The following is an 18,695-nucleotide window of genomic DNA, read 5'->3' as shown; positions in this document are numbered from 1 at the left end:
CTTCCTCGATAGCGTCGGTATTTGACGAAAACATTGCGCGACAGCGTTACCAACTTAGATAGAGAAATAATATCGTTACCACGGCAGAAATGCCCGCAACTATAGCAAGCGCAATGCGTTCGAAATGGCAACCCTCATCACCGACGTAAGGCATTGATTGGTAAATTGCCGATCATGAATTTTCATAGGTATGTTCGTCGACAAAAGGCTCACACGCCTGCATATCTCCCGACATTTCCGTCACGGCTTAAACCAGGAGGCAGGCCAGACGACGAATTGGAAGTGATTGTGTCGCGTTGTTGATTAAACGGCGGAATTTCCCTTGAAGGGCATTGTCCAGGTCATTGCGGACGGACCTTGCCCGCCAGCGCGTAAAATTGGTCGGCGAACGACATCGCATCGGCTCCGCTGATTGCGAACTGCCCCTTGCGGATCATGTGCATGAGCTCGACGCCTGCGAGCACGCAGTGGGCGGCGCGGAGCTATTTGAAGTTGAGCATCGGTCTGGTCGCCCGTTTGATGGCGCGATTGCCCTTTGTTGACAACTACCCGCATCTGCAGGTACATTTACAGCAACACAAAAGGACATTAAGGAGCATGAACATGATCGCACTTATCCAGCACATCAAAAAAATTGCAGTCGCAGACACACGCTTGTTCTTTGAGCCGTTTGTTTCTGTTTTCAAATTCATCAAAAAAGACTTCACCCGCTCTTCAGTGAAACACTGATGTACTGACAAGATATCGAGACCTCGTCTCTATGCTTACAGAAGGCCCATTCTAGGCACCATGTTATACACAAGTCTATCCTTGCCCAAACCTGCGCACGGTGCGCATATTTTTGACGGCCACCTGTAGACCCTTCAATCCAAGCCAGATGATTTCCGCGCAGGGGTCCCAGTGGCGTTTGCGCGCCAGGAAGCCTCCAAAGCACACGATTTGGCTCAGCACCTGATCGACTGTTGCCTTTGGCGGTGCCGGTTTTTCACGCAGCAGATAGGCCGCTTCAATTTCGTCCTGATCGAAGTACAACGTGGCGTCGAAGTCTGGGCAGGTCCGGCCCGTGCGCTCCAGGTATGCGGTGCACCACGCCACCATCATGAACAGCGCCAGGGCGCGCTCGATACGTGCGATGCAGCCAAGCTAAAGCTCCTCGACCTTGCAGACGTTTTTCAGCACGTTGAACAGAATATCGATCTCCCAGCGTGCCCAATACCAGTCAATCATTTCCTGCGCTTGCGCCAGCGTGTCAGCGTCGCAGTTATTGAGCGAGTGCCATTCGATCGGCTTGGTACGGTCCGGCGCATAGATTTCCCGGGCGATGAGGCAGGTGGCGCTGACGGTTTTTGCCCTGGCCCGTTGGCAGTTCCACCTTGCGCGCCCATAATTGCTGACGCACCTTGCGCGCCTTGACGCAGTGCCGCGCCGGCATGTCAAAGACGATCTCGCCGAGAGGCGCTGCGGCGCTGGTGTGCTGCCAGAGCTTTTCCGACTTTGGCAGGCAGCGGTTGTGCTACGCAAGCACCAGCCAGTCAACCGGCGTGCCCAGGTATTGCTCCCGCAGCATCAACGGCACCAAATCGGCTTCGCGGTCGGCCACATACACCAGTCGCGTGTCCGGCGAATGCGCCGCCATGACGGTGGGGCAATTCTAGGTCGGCGCCAACGATATGCACGCTACCTGAGATAGGGGCGCTCAAGAGTTATGTATAAAGAGGTGAGCTAACAGTCAAGTCACGCTTAATCTCCTATATTCTTGATTACATCCATCCTTAAAAAATGCCGCACTTTGCTGCACTACGTTGCACTTTGCTGCACTAAGTTGCACTTCGCTGCACTTTGCTGCGCTGGCGGTAAGATACTTTGCACTCATGAACTGAGATTCCAAATATGATGCGTTTTTTATCTGTTTTCGTTTGATCTGCAGCAGTCCAAACTGCTAATATCTATCCGTCGCCATGCGGCATTGTTTCACTAGACATCTTTTCAGTTCCTTCGGAATCGAAAAGCACCAATTTCTACCGCCGCTTGAGCGGCAATCTTCCAGGCCGAGCCTAATACCTTGGTACATCAACCTTAAATAGTTCGTAATGCAGTTAGCCCAAGGCCATCTTTGGCCGTTTTTTTCCTTCGAGCGCAAACTTGGGACGAACACTGAGTGACAGCGAAACCCAAGCTACATCAGGGTTAGACGTCGCTTAGGAACACTGATTTCCCACTGAACCTGATTTTTCGCGCTGCTATGCGAGAAAAACAGGGCCGGCTGCCGGAACGCCACAAGCAGCTCAGTTGCAGCTGCGCCGTATACCCCGGTCCGGGCCATCGAAATTTTTAGAGACACAGAAGGGCGGATATCTGGATGCTCCCAGACACAGGAATCGCTAGCAATATGCTGGTGCCAATGTAGCCTCCGCGACGTCCACGTGACGTGAGAAATACCATTTGGTGACAGCGCCACCAAAGACTTGCCCATGAGGGCAGGACGCGCTGCGTGAGAAACCACGTGAGAGTTCCGGGCCTAACAGCATCATGTTCGGCGATCGGCTTCCGAAAGGAGTCGGCATACTGCCTCAAGCCAAAAGGGGTGGCAGTGTGAAATTAGTGTGCTTACGTTTGGGTCCCTTTCCCCGGCAGTTGATGATTTTTTACCAGCGGCATCTGTCATGCCGCATCCGTATGCGTTCAATCGAATGTATAGGGATGCGGCCTGGCGTACCTGTAGAAAAGGACTGACATGAAATCTCTGATCTCGCAACTCAGCGCAATTTTGCAACTGAAAGCGGGTACCCGTTTCAACGGGAAAGTAGCCAGCGAACGCACGAAGACTGCCATAGGCGACTCTTTGCGCGCGAGCTTCCGTCACCTCGTGAATTTGAATTTCCGCCTCCAAAATCCGGAGAATTTGGGTGACAAACACGTCAAGGCGCTCTGCGAGTTTTGGTATCACTCGGGACTTACCCCAAAGACAATTCAATCCAACCTTTCGTACCTGCGAATTTTCGTAAGCGGCCAGCCGCCCCACCTGTACAGCGTGTTCAGCGTTGGGTAAAGTCCGGGAATGGCAACAGCGAGTCGATCTGGCTGTTGGGGCATGTCGGGAGACGTTCCAGAACATTGGCCAGCCAGCGCGCCGGGTCAAGGCCGTTGAGCTTGGCAGTAGCGAACAGGCTCTGGATCGCAGCGGCGCGGCGGCCGGCCCGTTCCGAGCCGGTGAACAGCCAGTTCTTCTTGCCGATGGCGATAGGGCGAATGGCGTTCTCGACCGGGTTGTTGTGTGTGCCTTGCTAAGGCACGATTGATCAGTTGGTGAAATTCCGACCTGGCTAACTCGCGCTCCAGCCAGAAGCACAAGGGGCGGTTCAGGAGGTAACGAATGGACTGAAGCACTGCTTGAAAAGGCCTCTTTAGGGGGCCAGCGAGCCATGCGGGCCGCAACGTGAGTGAACACTGAGAAGGCCTCGAAAGGTCGTCGTGGATGCCGACTCGCCATAATAACGAGGAAGGCCGATGGCGGCACCGAAGCGAGCGTGAAACGCAGGTGCCGCGTCCACCGGGGTAGTGGTGGCAGCACGCATGGTATGGATTAATCGTGCAACAAGGGAAGTCCGTGATGGTGATCTACAGGCAATCGATCAACGACGACCTCGCGAGGGGTGGAGTCGGCCATTGCGGATGGCGGATGGGGGTGTAGTAGTGACGAAGCTGGGTAACGCCGGTGGAGCGAAGGCCCCCTGTTTCGGTGCAAACGTTCAAAGCAGGAAGAGCCCGGGGATTGGCGCACGTCTATCAACCCCGCTTGATTCGGTTCGGACCTTGCAGAGTGCGTTGCAGGCGAAAGCCAAGAGCGAAGCAGCCTATCGGTTCTACAGCCTGTGGGACAAGGTGTGCCGCGATGATGTTTTGTACGAAGCCTACCGGCGCTGCCGCATCAATCGCGGGGCCGCCGGGGTGGATGGCGAAACCTTCGCGGACATCGAAGACTACGGGCTGGCGAGCTGGCTGCAAAGATTAAAGCAGGAGCTGCGCACCAAGTCGTATCGGTGTGCGCCCCTGTTGCGTGTATGGATTCCTAAAGCAAATGGCGCACAACGTCCGCTGGGCATTCCAACCGTCCGCGACCGTGTGGCGCAGATGGCCGTTCTGCTCGTGATCGGTCCCATCTTCGATGGCGACTTGTTCCCGTGGCAGTATGGCTTCCGCGAAGGCATGGACGCCAAGATGGCACTGCGGCGCATTCACTACGGCATCGCCGATAGGGGAGCGCGCGAAGTGGTGGATGCCGACCTCGCTGATTACTTCAACACGATCCCTCACGGTCGCCTGCTGCGCTGTGTTGCGCGGCGGATTGCCGATGGGACCGTGCTGGCGGTCATACGCCAGTGGCTTGATACCCCCGTTGTCGAACGGGACCACACGGGCGGGGAAACCCGCACGACGGTGGCAAGGGACACCAATCGCGGCACACCGCAAGGAGGCGTTATCTCCCCGCTGTTGGCGAACCTGTACTTCCGTCGTTTCATGTTGGCGTGGTACCTCGGTGGACATGCGCGGCGGCTACAAGCTGAAGTAGTCAACTACGCGGACGACTTCGTGCTCCTGTGCCGACCTGGCATGGGGCAGGAGGCGATGGTGACGATGCGGCACCTGATGTCCAAACTGGGCCTGACGGTCAACGAACAGAAGACCCGGCTGGTCCAACTGCCTGAACAACGGTTTGATTTCCTTGGCTACACCATAGGACAGTTCTATGGCCGCGAAGGGCGACGTTATTGGGGCACGGCACCCTCGAAGAAAGCCATCAAACGCTTGAAAGACCACATACATGCCGAAACGACGAGCCGGTGGTTCGCGACAACGCCAGAGACTCGGGTCAAGGAATTGAATCCGATGCTGCGCGGCTGGGCGAATTATTTCAGTCAAGGGCCGGTGGGAAAGATCTACCGCCATGTCGATGACTACACGGCGCGGCGTTTGCGAATCTGGTTGCGCAGGCGCAGCGGCAAGCGGGGAACGGGATACCGCCAGTATCCCGACCAGTACCTCTACGAGAAATTGGGTCTGATACGCCTGCTGCCAACTGCACGCGGCCGCTCGAACGCGAAGGTTTGATGCGCCGGAAGAGAGCCGGATGCGGGAAATCCGCACGTCCGGTTCGACGAGGGGGATGTGGAAACGGGGCTGTGGGCACTTGCCTGCAGCTGCCGCGCCACATCTCTACTCTACCGATCGGCAGTATGCCCGAATTGGCATAGCGCTCCAGCGCCGCCCAGCGCTTGAGTGCATGGTCGACGGCCTTGGCCGTGCCACTGCCGGTGGCGACGGTCCGTTGGGTCGCCAGCAGCCAGGCGTGCCGCTCGGCCAGCGCCGGCATGGCCAGTTTCTGGCGCAACGCCAGCCGCAGCGGCGGATCGAGTCCGGCGCCTTGCTGCTCGATCGCGTACAGCGCCGCAATGCGGCGCAACGCCTCTTGGGCGACCGGGCTGCCGCTGGCGGCGTGCACGTCGAAGAATTTGCGCCTGAGATGGGCCAGGCAAGCCAGTTCGGTGGGGCCGTCGGCAAACAGGGCTTTGTAGCCCACGTAATCGTCGACCATCAGGTGGCCGCGCCAGCCCTGCAGGAAGGCGCGCGCGTGGGCGCCGGCGCGGCTGGTCTGGTAGTCGAACACGACGATGGGCGGGCCGTCGTCATGCGCGCCGGAGCGGTAGGCCCACAGATAGGCGTGGCGGGTCTTGCCGCTGCCGGGATCGAGTTGGCGCACCGGGGTTTCGTCGGCGTGCAGGCAATCATGTTGCCGCAGCAGTTCGGCCAGCCGGTCGGCCAGCGGCTGCAGGGCCACGCCGATGCGGCCGATCCACTCGGCCAGCGTCGAGCGGGCCAGCGGCACGCCCTGGCGGGCGGCAATCTGCTCGATCCGGTACAGCGGCAGGTGGTCCAGATATTTGCAGGCCGCGATCCACGCCAGCAGGCCAACGGCGGCCATGCCGCCATCGATGACGACCGGCGGGATCAACGCCGCCGTCACTGTCTGGCAAGGACGGCACGCGTATTGCGGACGGATGTGGCGGTGCACAAAGAAGCGCGCCGGTTCCACGTCCAGCTGTTCGCTGACATCCTCGCCGATCAGTACCAGGGCGGCGCCGCACTGGCCGCATTGGCACGATTCGGGTTCATGGCGGTGCTCGATGCGCGGCAATTCTGGCGGTAACGGCTGGCGGCCGGCGCGCTTGCGACGCGGCTTGGCCGGCGCCTGGCTGTCGAGCTCCTCTTCGATTGCGGCCAAGTCCATGTCGACCGTTTCCTCGAACAGCAGGCGTTGCTCGCCGACGAGGGCCTCGCTGGCCTTGCCGAAACGCACTCGCCGGTAGTAAGCAAGCTCGTGCGTCAGCGCGGTGATCTTGAAGTCCTTCTCGGCCAGCTTGGCCTGCTGCTGCGCAAACAGCGCCTGCACCTGTGCCAGCAGGGCTGGGTCGATGTCGGTGCGGGCCAGGTCGTCGAGCGGGTTCATGCCGGGCAGTTTACAGGGCCGGCGCCATGTTTACAAGCGCAACTGTTTACCTGTCACAGCCGCCACTGTGCCGGCGCCGGCGCCGACAGGCGCTGCCAGTCCACCCCGGCGACCAGCCACTGCCATTGCTCGGCACTGATCTGCCAGCTCGCGTCGTCCGCCTGCGGCCAGACGAACTGGCCACGATGCAAGCGGCGCACGCACATCCACACGCCGGTGCCGTCCCAGCACACCAACTTGAGGCGGGTGCGGCGCCGGTTCGCAAACACGTAGGCTGTGCCGTCGCACGGCGGGCGCCCCAGCGCCTGCTGCACGTGCAGCGACAGTCCGTCGATTCCGGTGCGCATGTCGACTGCCGCCGTCGCCAGCCAGAACGCCTTGGCCGACAGCTCCATCACAGGGCACGCATTAGTTCGGCCAGCCAGCTTGCCGGCACATCGCCCGGCAAGCTCAACGTCCAGCCGTGCTCGTTGCGCAGGCTGATCGCCAGCGGCAGCGCCGCCGCTGGCGCCACGCGCACCGGCAACAACCCGGGCACGGACGATACCTTGGCCAACCGCCGTACCCAATAGCCAACCTGGCGGATCGGAAAGCCTTGCTCGATGGCGTATGCCCTTTGCGACAGTCCGCTGTCCCGCCACTGTGCTACTCGTTCCTGCCACACTTTCTGTCGCTCTTCGTTTGACATCTTTAACTCCCGTAGTGATCGAGAGGATAGTTTGGCGAGGCCGATCAGGAATTCATAGATGGGACGGCTGGATGCTTACGCTGAACCAGCAACTGGCCACGGTCAACCGGCTTGCGCTGGCCAATGAACTGCCGGATGCGATCATTACCGACACTGGCCTCAAAATCAGCCCGCAGGATGCGGTAGTGCCCGAGTCGGCCCAGGCACTGATCAACCTCACCAGCGCGATGCTGCCACGCATCAAGATCACGGAGTTGTTGATGGACGTCGACGACTGGACCGGATTTACCCGCCACTTCGTCCATCTGAAAAACGGCGAGCAGGCCAAGGATAGAACACTGCTGCTGTCGGCGATTCTGGCTGATGCGATCAACCTCGGTCTGACCAAGATGGCGGAATCGAGCCCCGGGGCGACCTATTCGAAGCTGTCGTGGTTACAGGCCTGGCACATCCGTGACGAAACGTATTCGGCCGGCTTGGCCGAACTCGTCAACGCTCAATCTGGTCACGCGTTTGCCGCCAACTGGGGCGACGGCACCACGTCATCTTCGGACGGCCAGCGCTTCCGCGCCGCTGGCCGGGCCGAAAGTACCGGACACGTCAACCCGAAGTACGGCGCCGAACCGGGAAAGATGATCTACACGCACATCGCCGACAACTACGCTCCGTTCAGCACCAAGATGGTCAACGTCGGCGTCAGGGATTCGACCTATGTGCTCGACGGATTGCTTTATCACGAATCGGACCTGCGCATCGAGGAGCACTACACGGACACCGCCGGCTTCACGGACCACGTGTTCGCGCTGATGCATACGCTGGGCTTTCGCTTTGCGCCACGCATTCGCGACCTCGGCGACACGAAGCTGTACATTCCGGGCGCTATTGCGGACTATCCAGGTTTGAAATCCATGATCGGCGGTACCCTGAACATTAAGTACCTGCGTGCACATTGGGATGAAATCCTGCGCCTAGCGGCGTCGATCAAGCATGGCACAGTCACCGCATCACTCATGCTGCGCAAGCTCGGCAGTTATCCGCGCCAGAACGGCCTGGCGCTCGCGCTACGCGAACTAGGCCGCATCGAGCGCACGCTGTTCATCCTGGACTGGCTGCAGAACGTCGAATTGCGCCGGCGCGTCCATGCCGGATTGAACAAGGGCGAGGCGCGCAACGCGCTGGCTAGGGCCGTCTTTATCCACCGGCTGGGCGAAATTCGGGATCGAAGCTTCGAACAGCAACGCTACCGCGCCAGCGGCCTGAATCTGGTGACGGCCGCTATTGTGCTGTGGAACACCGTGTACCTGGAGCGAGCCACACGGTCCTTGCGCGAGTCAGGAAAACTGGCCAAGGACGATATGCTGCAATACCTGTCGCCCTTGGGCTGGGAACATATCAATCTGACCGGGGATTACGTCTGGCGTCAAAATCGGAAAGTCGACGACGGACAATTTCGAGCGCTGCGAAACCTCAAAGAGGAGTGAATTGGCTTAGCGCCCGATTTTTTCCGAATCCTGTGTGCTCCCCAAGCATGTCTTGGCAAGCCGATGCTTCGCTTGGAAATGCAGCTGAAATCCGGGATGCTGATCTCGACTTTCAGGGCACGGGCAAGCGAGTTCATGAAGCCTTCTGTCAGCCGCAATGCCAGATGAAAAACCTGACGTATGAACAGCGCGGTCTCGATTGCCACATTGGAATACTTTGTTGGCCGGCCGCGCGCCCCGGTCTTGGCTGGGCACCACTCGGCAATCGCCTCCTCGGTAAACCACATCGTAAAGTCACCGCGCCGCTTGAGCGCGGCGTTGTACTCAGGCCAGTTCGTCACCTTGTAAAGCGGCTTCTCGAACTTGTGGCGACGCTCTTCGCTGTGTTTGTACGGCACGGGTCTACCTGGGAGAAAATGATGTCAGATTGTACACTCCTAGGGCGACCGGTCGAATTATTCAACAACGCCGCTGTTTAGCCTGTTTAACTACAGCGCTAACCACATCACTCTTTTCTAGAAATATATTTGATGGCACCTGCTCCCCTTCCACGGCCCCCTCAAGATGCCGCCGGCCAATCCAGTTAGATGGGTTTTTCCTTGATGGCGGTTGAAGTTCATCAGGTGGATTTTCAAGACATGCAAAGTCATCCACCGGCTCAATGGCACATTGACACGCTGAAATACAGCCATCCCTGATATTACTCAGTAATACCGTCTAACTCTTTGATTTAATAAAGATTTTTTCGAAACGGGATTGCAATAAGCCAGATCAGAGATTACAAGTGGAGTTAGGCCATGGATCACGGGACTACCCCGAATGGCAGTATTGAATGGCCGTCAGCGTCTTATTGAGGAAGCATGCCTCGTCATTGTTTGTTACATGGAAGTGTGCCTTTGAACGTTGATATCCGCCTAAAGGAAGGGGATTCCTACAGCGCTGCGCAATGACTTTCGGGTTGCATCGCTGGTCCCCTGCCTCCGCGAGTGACCTGATTGCACCATCTCTCCATAGGCTAACAAGCGCTGTCGCCACTCTAAAACATTGATCGTGCCCAATTAATTTGGGTACCCGCAATCGACGCAAAGGAATGACGTCTGAGTCTTCCTATCCGCAAGAAGCACTCGGACGGCGCACTATAGTCGCCCTCACACTTTGCCGCCGTTATCCAGCAGCACATCGAGCAGCCGCAGACCAAGAACTAGGCATGCCAAGCCAGACAGCTTCGCCGTCAGCACTCTTAACCCCGCCCTGAAAGGCGAGGTTAAGAGTGCAACCGATCAAAGTCACATCGCGAGATCGCTTGCATTACCAGAGATTGATTGTATAAAAGGTCCATACCCACACAGCGACACTTATGATCGGATAACTCGATGTCACCTACCGCTGTCCCGATGCTGCAGTTCAGGAGAGGCTGGTTCCTCAACAGTAGCCGCTATCTGGCCGCTCCCACTTTTCTGATGATCTACTGCACAATTTCTTTGGGAACCCGAATAAAATCAATGAGTTAGACAATATTACTGAGTAATATTGAAGGAACGGATAGCTGAACGGTCGCAGCCTCTGTCACCGGTTGTGGGGGAAGTGTCGTTTGCCACACAGAACCGTCACCGTCGGCAAGCTGCAGCAGTCGGGAATGTTTATGCTTGATGCCTTACAAAGTCGCAGCACCAGCAAGGCCCGACTGAGTGTTGAAATTGCCCGCCATACAGATGGGGATGTGGCCTTTGTGCACGCCCTGGCCCTTGTCGGACGGCACCATCGCCATTACCATGTCGCCAGTGCGAAAACCCAATGCGGTCTTCTTGCGCCTCAGGCAGGCGCGCTGGAAACCAAACCGGTGACGCAGGGTCTTGCAGTGCGAACACGGCCCGGTGCAGGTGACGCGCAGGATTGTCCCGTGCATGCCGTGCCCACACAGGCAGCGTCCAGCGCATGCGTCTTGACCAGGCCGACCCGGCTGCAGTTTCACTTCGTGCGCCCGCCGGTTCCCGTCTGAATCGAAAGAGCGGTCTTTTAAGTGTCGCCAGCAGCGCTCGCGTGGCATGTCGGCGGCCGCATCGTGCAGCGGCATTCTCACCCTGGTGCAGGATGCATGTCAGCCTCGCCGCATGCATTCGCCAGGACGTCCCGGATGTTCTGCGCAGCCTTGTTACCGGAGCAGAGTCTGCACGCTAGTGTCAGGTTGCTCACAAGGTTCGAGGCGCCGGCGGCGCGCATGAATGTGTTCCATCTGCAGCGGGACGACGGTGGTATCACAATAAGTAAAGGTGTGCCCAAATTTTCCGTGCAGGTACTCGTGCACTTCGTAGTCGGCAAGCATACCCTGCGGATAGCCGACACCACTGATGTCCGGATTCTGCAGCAGTTGCATGTCGATGCACACCAATTCCTGAGCCAGGTGCGCGACCGTTGCCATGCGGCTTAGCCGGGAAACGCATGCCATGGTCATATCGATGGATGGCTGCTGCCAGTCCGTCGGTCTGCTGCGGTTGTTGAACTGCTGTGTGCGATAGCGAAGATTGTGCCGGCGCCAACGCCGCGCGGCTGCACGGGCCGAGCAGGGCATCACGGATGGCAGTAACACTGCTGTACCAGCTCGAACAGGAAATACACGGTTCGGCCACGCCGCTGGCGTCGACAGTGTCTTCGATACGGCAGAGCGCCAGGCCGGTGGTTTTGCTACCGAAGTCGAACGACAACTGCAGGGGCTGCAAGACGCCTGTTTCTTGAAGACGCTCGACGAACCGGATATAGAACGGAAACAGCTATGGATCCGCGTACTGCAGCAGGCAATGAGGCTCTCTTCTCGCTTCGGTGTACACGGCATCAAGGGCTGCTACCGCTTATACATAACCACTACAACCACGTTGATTCCTTTGTGGCGTCGCCATGAAATCCGTAACAGTTTGCACTTACCTGCCTTCCAGCGGAGGCAGCAGATTCACTGCCTCGCTCTCCTCGAGAATGTTGCAAGCCGGTATCGGCCGGAACTGGATGAAGCATCCCGGCCTCGGTCTTGCACACACTTGCAACGAAGTACCTGAGGGCTTTCGCCCTCAGGTACTGTCTCGGGAGAACCTGAATTCTCGGGGTATTCGCCTTTCAAGCTACACCCATCTGGGTGTGGTAGTTGAGAAAAAATAAGATCGTTGTCTTCGGCAATTGTAAGATGCACTTCTGGGGGTCAATTTTAGGTCGGCGCCAACAGTCGTTGGCAAAAGGAGCGGTGTCGCGTTTGTCTGGCGTTCAGGCTAAATGTACAGGTGCACTGGTCAAAACTGCACAAAACATGGCCTGGCACAGGATAAGAATACATTATCCTGCTTCAATTTCAAGGAAAATTTTAGCTTGAATTTCTCGAAAAATGGTATGTAATTACATGGTATGTAATCCATCATCTTATTTCGTGGAGAGGTTATGGCCCGTGCCGGACTGTATCAATCGGATATCAAAAAAGCGCGCGATGCGTTGCTGGCCCAAGGGCGCTACCCTTCGGTCGACGCTGTCCGAGTTGCCTTAGGCAACACGGGGTCCAAGACCACCATCCATAAATATCTGAAAGAACTGGAGACAGAAGAAGGCTCTGGTGACGGGCGCAAGGCGCCGATCAGCGATGCCTTGCATGATATTGTGGTGCGGCTGGCCGCGCGACTGCATGAAGAAGCCGACGAACGGACCTCGGCTATCGAGTCCCGGAGCGTCGAACGGGAGCGCGACCATGCCGCGGCCGTGGGCAACTATGAGAAAGAACTGGCGGCGCTACAACAGCAATTGCGCCAGGCCAGAGATGACGGCATCGAGGAAATACGGACGCATACTCAAACTCGTTCCAGTTTGCAAAATGAGACCATCTTGCGCCACACAGCGCAGCAGCAGGTGGCCGATTTGCAAGAGCGCCTGGCCGAAAATGAGGCGCACCGGCGGTCGCTGGAGGAAAAGCATGCCCATGCGCGCGACTCCCTGGAGCATTATCGTCAGTCAGTCAAGGAACAGCGCGATCAGGATCAGCGGCGCCATGAACAGCAGACACAGCAACTGCAAGCCGAGCTACGGCAACAGCAACAAGCGGTGGTACTCAAACAGGAAGAGGCGACTCGATTGAACCAGGAAGGCGCTAAATTGGTTGCCGAGCTGTCACATGCCAAACAGGCGCTTTACGAGCAACAAGCGCTCGGCCGTCGGCAAGATCAAAAGATCGAGCAGCTTCATGCGGGGCAGCTACATGCCGGAGACCTGGAACGACAACTTGCCGCCAAAGTGACTGAAAATGATGTATTGCTGGGGCAGGTGGCAGCATTGGGAAAGGAAATGGGGGGACTGAAAACCCGATTACGTGAACTCGAATTGTCCTTGGCCCAAGCTAACGCTAGAGCCGAAGCGAGCCAAGGCTTCAGTGAGGAGTTGCGGGGTTATCTGCAGTCACTGGACCGACCACCCGCCTCAAAACAGAGGTAGAGACTGGTCTGGACAGCCGACCGCCAATCTAAATGAACAGATATTGCAACAAAAATCAGAATTAAACTCTTTAAAAACAAAAGCTTAGATCAAATTTTGGGAATTTTTACAGGAATCCCGGCCGGCATTAGGTAGATGCGGGCCGGTACAGCGATAATCGTGGGACATGAAATCTTCTTTGCAGCCAGTATTCCTGCCGTGAGTATGCAATTCACATTTCTTTCCATGTAATCAATAGCTTAGTTAGCTTTTCGCGAAAAAAACCGCAATCCCGGCCGACCCTCTAGTTCGTGCACGGGCTGATAGTCGGCCGCCACCGTCCAGCTGATGCGCCCCTCTCCTTCGGGCATGGCCAGCAGCGCGAGCGCGACGGCCTTAGCCAGAACCGGATCGACATGGCGCGCCACCGCGATCGGCCAGTCAGGATATAAACGCGTGGAAGCCATGCAGGGAAAACCCTCGTTCTGGTGCGGCCCCACCGCTTTCAACTCCGCCGCTTGTAGCAGGCCCTGGCTGATCATCTGCTCGGCCATACAGGCTTTTACGATGCCGGCGTCAACTTCGCCCTCCATGATGGCCTCGATTGTCCTGAACATTGGCAGACCGACAAAGCGCAGCTCACCCAAGTCGGTTTCCGTATCGACGCCCGCGTCGCGCAGCTCGCGCGCTGCCACTAGGTAGCCGGCAAAAGCATCCGGCGACGCGGCCGCCAAGCGCTTGCCGGCCAGATCCGACAGCTCGCTCAAGTCGATGCGATCGGCCCGCGTTAAGATCACTGAGGCAATCGCCGGCATCGCTGGCGAGGACAGAGTGGCGATGCGGCTCAAGCCAGCCTCCGTTTCAAGCGCAATGTAGTAACCAGGGTTGGTGATGACAAGATCGGCTTCGCCGGTGGCTACTGCGCGCCGCAAGCCGGGCGCGTCGTAGGTTTTCAGGCGAAAGCGGTAGCCGGTGACGGTCCGGCCCAGATAGCTGGCCAAGTCCGTCCAATCTGCCAGCGCCGTTCGTTCACCCTGGTAAGCAAATACGGCCAGCGTGACTTCCTGCTGCTGCGCGCTGGCCATGCCGCAGCAGAGCAGCAGCGCTGGCAAGACGCTGCGCTGCTTGCTCGGCAGCGCCAGTATCTGGCGCAATTGCCTTGGGATCATGGGGCGTGGGGGGTTCCTGAAAAATATGCGTGATACGGATAAGCGGCGCCATCATGCCACACGCGTCGATTTTTTTACTTGGCCTAGGTAAAACTATTGCAAAAAACGGCGGCAGCGGGTGGTTCGCCCCCGCACGCCAGGCAAGTCTCGGCCCCGATTGATACGCGCATTCCTCGCGCGCCAGGTGCTCTAGCAGCGATTTGCGCGTCGGCTTGATTCGTGGTGCCTTGCCCGTCGACGCACGCTCCCGCTCAGCCTCATCCTTGATGGCGTAAAGGACTTTTCGTTTGAGCAATACGGCGACAGAGCACTTTGTGCGACCAAAATTTTCTTTCACAAGAAAATTATGCTTGATTTATCTACCTACTAAATGGTAGACTTGTTTTGAGCTTGGTATTTACCCAGTCAAATATTCCGCGCCACGGCGCTCCAGAACCTTTGCGAGGCATTTCATGAATCAACTTTTTACTCCTTTTGACCTGTCCGGTATTTCTTTAGCCAATCGCGTCGTAATGGCGCCGATGACCCGTACCCGCACGCTCCAGAACAATCCTGATGAACTCACCGCACTCTATTACGCTCAACGTGCGTCAGCTGGCTTGCTCATTACTGAAGGCTTGCCGGTTTCCGATGAAGGCCGTGGCTATCTGTACACCCCAGGCATCTACAGCGAGGTACAGGGAGAAGGCTGGCGCGCGGTCACAGATGCTGTGCATGCCAAAGGCGGCAAGATTTTTGCCCAGTTGTGGCATGTGGGCCGCATGTCGCATGTCTCGATTCAGCCGGGCAATGCAGCGCCGGTGGGGCCCAGCACCGTTGCTGCCGAGAACACCACAGTGTACGCCTGGATCGAACCTGGCAAAGCTGGCCCCGTGCTCCCTAGCGTGCCACGCGCGCTGACGGTCGACGAGATTGCACGCGTGACCGCTGACTTTGTTCACGCCGCGAAAGTTGCCATTGAAGCGGGCTTCGATGGTATCGAGATCATGGCGGCGAATGGATTCCTGTTCGACCAGTTCCTGAGCAGCGCCGTCAATACGCGCACCGACCAATACGGCGGCAGCATCGCCAATCGCCAGCGATTCTTGCTCGAAACGATAGATGCCATTGCCGCCGCCATTGGTAGCAGCAAAATTGGCGTGCGCTTCTCGCCGTTTGGCCGTTTGTACGACATGCGTGCCTACGCTGACGAAGCGCAAGTTTGGAGCAGCATGGCCGAAGCACTCAATACCAGGAAGCTGTCCTATGTGCACCTGAACTATCAGCCAACCATTACCGCAGCAGAAGTTCCTGCAGGTTTTGGCGCCAAATTCCGCCAAGATTATCAGGGTACCCTGATCGGCGCCGGTGGTTTCACGCAGGAACTGGCAAGCAGCGAATTGGAAAAAGGCGACCTCGACCTTATCGCCTTCGGCATGCCTTTCATCTCCAACCCGGACCTGGTGGAGCGCATGCAGAACGGTTGGCCACTGGCCGACAGCGATCGCTCGACCTACTACGGTGTCAGCGGTGCCTTATCCCAGGGCTATACCGATTACCCGACCTATAACGCAGCGTCAGAGCGCTAAAAAACAGAGGCAGACCACGCACCAGCGCGGTCTGCCCATTTATCCAGTACCTCCCACATCTTCTTGGAGTATCAACATGCATGCATTTACCAAAAAAGTTGCCATCGTGACTGGCGGCAGTTCCGGTATCGGTAAAGAAGTAGCAAAGCGCCTGGTCGCTGCTGGCGCCTCGGTGGTCATCGGCGGCCGAGATGCTGCCAAACTGGCGCAAGCGGCCAACGAAATTGATCCCAGCCATCAGCGCGTTCGTTTCCATGCCGGCGACATCAGTCTGCCCTCGGCAGCCCAGGATCTGGTGGATACGGCCGAAGACGCATTTGGTGGCGTCGACATCCTGATCAACAACGCCGGCGTGTTTCAACCCAAACCGTTTCTTGAGGTATCGCCAGCTGAGTACGACGGCTTTCTGGATATTATCCTGAAAGGCAAGTTTTTCATGGCGCAGGCCGCCGCCCGGGCAATGTTGAAACGTGGTGGTGGCGTCATCGTCCAAACGGGTTCAATGTGGGCCACGCAGGCGATTGGCGCCACGCCATCTGCGGCCTACTCGGCGGCGAATGCGGGCGTACACGCGTTGACGCGCAATCTTGCCATCGAGCTAGCAAGCTCGAACATTCGTATCAATACCGTCGCGCCAGCCGTAGTGGAAACACCGATCTTCGGCACCTTCATGGACGCCGATCAAGTCAAAGCTGCATTGCCGGGCTTTGACAGCTTCCACCCACTAGGCCGCAACGGCCAGCCGCGTGATGTCGCTGAAGCCATGTTATTTTTGGCCTCCGACGCAGCGTCATGGATTACCGGCGCAATCTTGCCGGTCGATGGCGGCGTTACTGCAGGACGCAATTAAACGCACCAGGTGCACGACGGCGCCCCCTTGCAGCCGACTGCTAGGAGGCACCAAGCAGCGGGTAAGCTGGTTGCAAATATCTAACTCGCTGTGATTTCATATTTTTAGGCCCTTGCAACATAGGTCGGCGCACCATCAATACTCTGCTCACAACTCAGCGAGCAGTTTCGAGTACTGCCATCTGACAAACTGAGCAGATCTGCCCGGTGCTTTCGCAAGCGTTTGATAACTGAGTTCAGCGGCAAGCTGATAGTCATGATGGCTCTTGCAACTCTTCCACAATGGCCTGTTTCACTGCTGCAAGGGTGCGCTGACCACTCAGCATCAAACGCAAACGCCCATCTCGAAACAGTACGATCGATGGAACGGAACGCACACCCATTGTGACGGCAACAGTGGGTGAGACAGCGCTGTCGATCACGCCAAAGCGTGCCCTATCGGTCAGTTCGTTCGCGAGAGTCTGAAACACTGGTTTCATTTCATTGCACGGCCGACACCACGATGCGGAAAATAGCACGATCGTGTCACCTTCCCGTATAAAGTTTGAAAATGCCTCTGCGGACAAGTCGACAAAATTACCCATTCTATACCTCCTTTTCGCTACACCAGACCATGCCCCAAAGGGCATTGGGTTCCGCTCGCCTCCATGCTTGCAGCTTTGGACAAGATGAGCATGCCTTCAAGTGCATTGACATAGCGTTGCACCGGCTGCACGCCAGAAACATAAAAATGTTGATTGAAGATAAAGTGAGGCGAACAAATCGGGATAGCCGATCCACATTGATCTTCGTGGGATCCATTCGATACACTTTTCGACAAAAATGTCTCTCCACAAGGAATTTTTCGCTCTTCTTCGACCAAACAATGAGTGCCGTGTAGGTTCACTTGCACCCTGTGTCTATCGGAAAAGTCAGCCAAGGCTTGATCAAAATAGCATTTTGCTTGCAAGAATCCTGGACTGTCGACGTCAGACCAGATATCGACAATGAGCGTTTGATTATGGCAAATCATGAAGGTATTTCCCGTCGTGAGACGACACCTAGACTACAATTTTGTGTGGCTTATGAAGTTCTCGCCAAGTGGTGTCGCAAGGTTGCGCAAGTTCTACTATTGCATGGGAAAAATTCTACCTTCTAGTAGGTAGCATGTCAAGCGATGGCAATGCTAGTGTATGTCAGCGTCAATAGGAATGCACTTTACCCACCACTAGATGAGCAGGTTAACGTCACTTAAATTTCAATCTGGCAAACCACAAAAATACATAATTGAAGAGTTTTCTTGCAAACCTACCTTTTAGTTGGTAGACTAATGGTTCTTTCACTATATCGGCTACACCCGCCGAATCAAAAGGATCCATCATGACCAATATGCTCAATGGTATTAATGTAGACGGCCTGCAACAGTTCGCTCAATGCGTGGCAGCCAATCCGGACAAAGGTGAAGCACGCTTCAATGTCAAAACCAAGTGGCAACATCAGACCCGCAGTGTGGCGACCGTCAGCCACTATGAGCTGGGCGGTGAGAAGCATGCGCGGCATTTTGAGATCGCCTCCGATGAACCAGAACAATTGCTGGGTCAAAACACGGCGCCGAATCCACAGGAATTGCTGATGGCTGCGCTCAACGCGTGCCTGTCAGTCGGATACGCCGCCAATGCGGCCGCCATGGGCATCACCGTGCACAGCCTGGAAATCGAAACGGATGGCAAGCTGGATCTGCGCGGCTTTTTGGGGTTGGACGAAACCGTCAATCCTGGCTACGACGAGGTAAGCTACGTGGTGCGGCTGCATACCGACGCTTCGCGCGAGCGCGTCGAAGAGCTGCACCAGGCAGTAACCAAGACTTCGGTCAACCTGGCTAATTTCTCCAAGGCCATCCGCATGGTGCCCAAGCTGGAGATTCTTGAGGCATAATTGCCCACCTTGCAGTTTCGATGTTAATCCTGCGGCAGCCGACCATGTCGGTCGCCGCAATATCAGTACCTTTCGACCAGCTAC

At 56.9% G+C, this 18,695-nt stretch carries 18 protein-coding genes and 4 pseudogenes; 8 read left to right on the top strand and 14 right to left on the bottom strand.

Annotated features, from left to right (window positions below):
• Nucleotides 1–341 precede the first annotated feature (341 nt).
• Nucleotides 342–530, bottom strand: a pseudogene (locus GCM43_RS26615) (IS6 family transposase); the annotation flags it as partial.
• Between GCM43_RS26615 and GCM43_RS24020 the strand changes: the two are divergent.
• Nucleotides 442–729 (top strand): hypothetical protein, encoded by a 288-nt coding sequence (locus GCM43_RS24020; protein ID WP_152248423.1) that lies wholly within the window; start codon nucleotides 442–444, stop codon nucleotides 727–729. The pseudogene GCM43_RS26615 and the gene GCM43_RS24020 sit on opposite strands and share 89 nt — an antisense overlap.
• A 75-nt stretch (nucleotides 730–804) precedes the next feature.
• On the opposite strand, the gene GCM43_RS26610 is transcribed toward GCM43_RS24020, so the two are convergent.
• The 3 genes from GCM43_RS26610 to GCM43_RS26600 are packed head-to-tail and all read right to left on the bottom strand — an operon-like array spanning nucleotide 805 to nucleotide 1,636.
• Nucleotides 805–1,101: an IS4 family transposase gene (locus GCM43_RS26610; protein ID WP_152248422.1), complete on the bottom strand. Its 297-nt coding sequence runs from the start codon at nucleotides 1,099–1,101 to the stop codon at nucleotides 805–807.
• 42 nt (nucleotides 1,102–1,143) lie between these two features.
• Nucleotides 1,144–1,521 carry a hypothetical protein gene (locus tag GCM43_RS26605; protein WP_152248421.1) on the bottom strand — a complete coding sequence of 126 codons (378 nt, stop codon included), beginning with the start codon at nucleotides 1,519–1,521 and terminating at the stop codon, nucleotides 1,144–1,146.
• Nucleotides 1,514–1,636 carry a hypothetical protein gene (locus GCM43_RS26600; RefSeq protein ID WP_413770985.1) on the bottom strand — a complete coding sequence of 41 codons (123 nt, stop codon included), beginning with the start codon at nucleotides 1,634–1,636 and terminating at the stop codon, nucleotides 1,514–1,516. The genes GCM43_RS26605 and GCM43_RS26600 overlap by 8 nt, the downstream gene beginning before the upstream one ends.
• A gap of 1,098 nt (nucleotides 1,637–2,734) precedes the next feature.
• On the opposite strand from GCM43_RS26600, the gene GCM43_RS24005 reads away from it, so the two are divergent.
• Nucleotides 2,735–3,049 (top strand): phage integrase N-terminal domain-containing protein, encoded by a 315-nt coding sequence (locus tag GCM43_RS24005; RefSeq protein ID WP_152248420.1) that lies wholly within the window; start codon nucleotides 2,735–2,737, stop codon nucleotides 3,047–3,049.
• Here the strand turns inward: GCM43_RS24005 and GCM43_RS24000 are convergent.
• Nucleotides 3,036–3,272, bottom strand: a pseudogene (locus GCM43_RS24000) (transposase domain-containing protein); the annotation flags it as partial. The gene GCM43_RS24005 and the pseudogene GCM43_RS24000 overlap by 14 nt on opposite strands.
• A gap of 301 nt (nucleotides 3,273–3,573) precedes the next feature.
• Between GCM43_RS24000 and ltrA the strand changes: the two are divergent.
• Nucleotides 3,574–4,950: pseudogene (gene ltrA / locus GCM43_RS23995) on the top strand (group II intron reverse transcriptase/maturase); the annotation flags it as partial.
• Here ltrA and tnpC read toward each other — a convergent pair.
• Genes tnpC through tnpA form a run of 3 tightly spaced genes read right to left on the bottom strand, consistent with a single transcriptional unit; the run spans nucleotide 4,913 to nucleotide 7,193 of the window.
• Nucleotides 4,913–6,505, bottom strand: a complete 1,593-nt coding sequence (tnpC, locus tag GCM43_RS23990) for an IS66 family transposase (protein WP_461653627.1) — start codon at nucleotides 6,503–6,505, stop codon at nucleotides 4,913–4,915. The pseudogene ltrA and the gene tnpC sit on opposite strands and share 38 nt — an antisense overlap.
• A 53-nt stretch (nucleotides 6,506–6,558) precedes the next feature.
• Complete coding sequence (gene tnpB / locus GCM43_RS23985; protein WP_152248419.1) at nucleotides 6,559–6,900, bottom strand: IS66 family insertion sequence element accessory protein TnpB; 342 nt, start codon at nucleotides 6,898–6,900, stop codon at nucleotides 6,559–6,561.
• Nucleotides 6,900–7,193: an IS66 family insertion sequence element accessory protein TnpA gene (tnpA, locus tag GCM43_RS23980; protein WP_152248418.1), complete on the bottom strand. Its 294-nt coding sequence runs from the start codon at nucleotides 7,191–7,193 to the stop codon at nucleotides 6,900–6,902. Before tnpA ends, tnpB begins: the two co-directional genes overlap by 1 nt.
• Nucleotides 7,194–7,273: 80 nt before the next feature.
• Between tnpA and GCM43_RS23975 the strand changes: the two are divergent.
• Nucleotides 7,274–8,674: pseudogene (locus GCM43_RS23975) on the top strand (Tn3 family transposase); the annotation flags it as partial.
• Here the strand turns inward: GCM43_RS23975 and GCM43_RS23970 are convergent.
• The 3 genes from GCM43_RS23970 to GCM43_RS25925 all read right to left on the bottom strand — a co-directional run bounded on the left by GCM43_RS23970 (nucleotide 8,614) and on the right by GCM43_RS25925 (nucleotide 11,261).
• Nucleotides 8,614–9,072, bottom strand: a complete 459-nt coding sequence (locus GCM43_RS23970; RefSeq protein ID WP_152248417.1) for a transposase — start codon at nucleotides 9,070–9,072, stop codon at nucleotides 8,614–8,616. The pseudogene GCM43_RS23975 and the gene GCM43_RS23970 sit on opposite strands and share 61 nt — an antisense overlap.
• Before the next feature lie 1,256 nt (nucleotides 9,073–10,328).
• Complete coding sequence (locus GCM43_RS23965; RefSeq protein ID WP_152248416.1) at nucleotides 10,329–10,748, bottom strand: hypothetical protein; 420 nt, start codon at nucleotides 10,746–10,748, stop codon at nucleotides 10,329–10,331.
• Nucleotides 10,749–10,826: 78 nt separating this feature from the next.
• Nucleotides 10,827–11,261 carry an RRXRR domain-containing protein gene (locus GCM43_RS25925; RefSeq protein ID WP_193315732.1) on the bottom strand — a complete coding sequence of 145 codons (435 nt, stop codon included), beginning with the start codon at nucleotides 11,259–11,261 and terminating at the stop codon, nucleotides 10,827–10,829.
• An 833-nt stretch (nucleotides 11,262–12,094) separates the two neighbouring features.
• Here GCM43_RS25925 and GCM43_RS23955 point away from each other — a divergent pair.
• A complete protein-coding gene (locus tag GCM43_RS23955; protein ID WP_152248414.1) occupies nucleotides 12,095–13,132 on the top strand; it encodes a DNA-binding protein in 1,038 nt (345 codons plus the stop codon).
• A 239-nt stretch (nucleotides 13,133–13,371) separates the two neighbouring features.
• Here GCM43_RS23955 and GCM43_RS23950 read toward each other — a convergent pair whose 3' ends face one another.
• A complete protein-coding gene (locus GCM43_RS23950; protein ID WP_152248413.1) occupies nucleotides 13,372–14,280 on the bottom strand; it encodes a phosphate/phosphite/phosphonate ABC transporter substrate-binding protein in 909 nt (302 codons plus the stop codon).
• Nucleotides 14,281–14,732: 452 nt separating this feature from the next.
• Here GCM43_RS23950 and GCM43_RS23945 point away from each other — a divergent pair, with 452 nt between their 5' ends.
• Complete coding sequence (locus tag GCM43_RS23945) at nucleotides 14,733–15,848, top strand: alkene reductase (RefSeq protein ID WP_152248412.1); 1,116 nt, start codon at nucleotides 14,733–14,735, stop codon at nucleotides 15,846–15,848.
• Between the two features lie 76 nt (nucleotides 15,849–15,924).
• On the top strand, nucleotides 15,925–16,698 hold the full coding sequence (locus GCM43_RS23940; protein ID WP_152248411.1) for an SDR family NAD(P)-dependent oxidoreductase: 774 nt from the start codon (nucleotides 15,925–15,927) through the stop codon (nucleotides 16,696–16,698).
• Between the two features lie 253 nt (nucleotides 16,699–16,951).
• Here GCM43_RS23940 and GCM43_RS23935 read toward each other — a convergent pair whose 3' ends face one another.
• Nucleotides 16,952–17,281: a thioredoxin family protein gene (locus GCM43_RS23935; RefSeq protein WP_152248410.1), complete on the bottom strand. Its 330-nt coding sequence runs from the start codon at nucleotides 17,279–17,281 to the stop codon at nucleotides 16,952–16,954.
• Between the two features lie 17 nt (nucleotides 17,282–17,298).
• The gene (locus GCM43_RS23930; RefSeq protein ID WP_152248409.1) at nucleotides 17,299–17,709 is read right to left on the bottom strand and encodes a hypothetical protein; all 411 of its coding nucleotides are present in this window, start codon (nucleotides 17,707–17,709) and stop codon (nucleotides 17,299–17,301) included.
• Nucleotides 17,710–18,056: 347 nt separating this feature from the next.
• On the opposite strand from GCM43_RS23930, the gene GCM43_RS23925 reads away from it, so the two are divergent.
• A complete protein-coding gene (locus GCM43_RS23925; RefSeq protein WP_152248408.1) occupies nucleotides 18,057–18,611 on the top strand; it encodes an OsmC family protein in 555 nt (184 codons plus the stop codon).
• Nucleotides 18,612–18,695: the final 84 nt, after the last annotated feature.

The sequence above is a fragment of the Janthinobacterium aquaticum genome, assembly GCF_009208565.1.
GTDB lineage: Bacteria > Pseudomonadota > Gammaproteobacteria > Burkholderiales > Burkholderiaceae_D > Janthinobacterium.
This window is presented reverse-complemented; position numbering and strand designations above follow the sequence as displayed.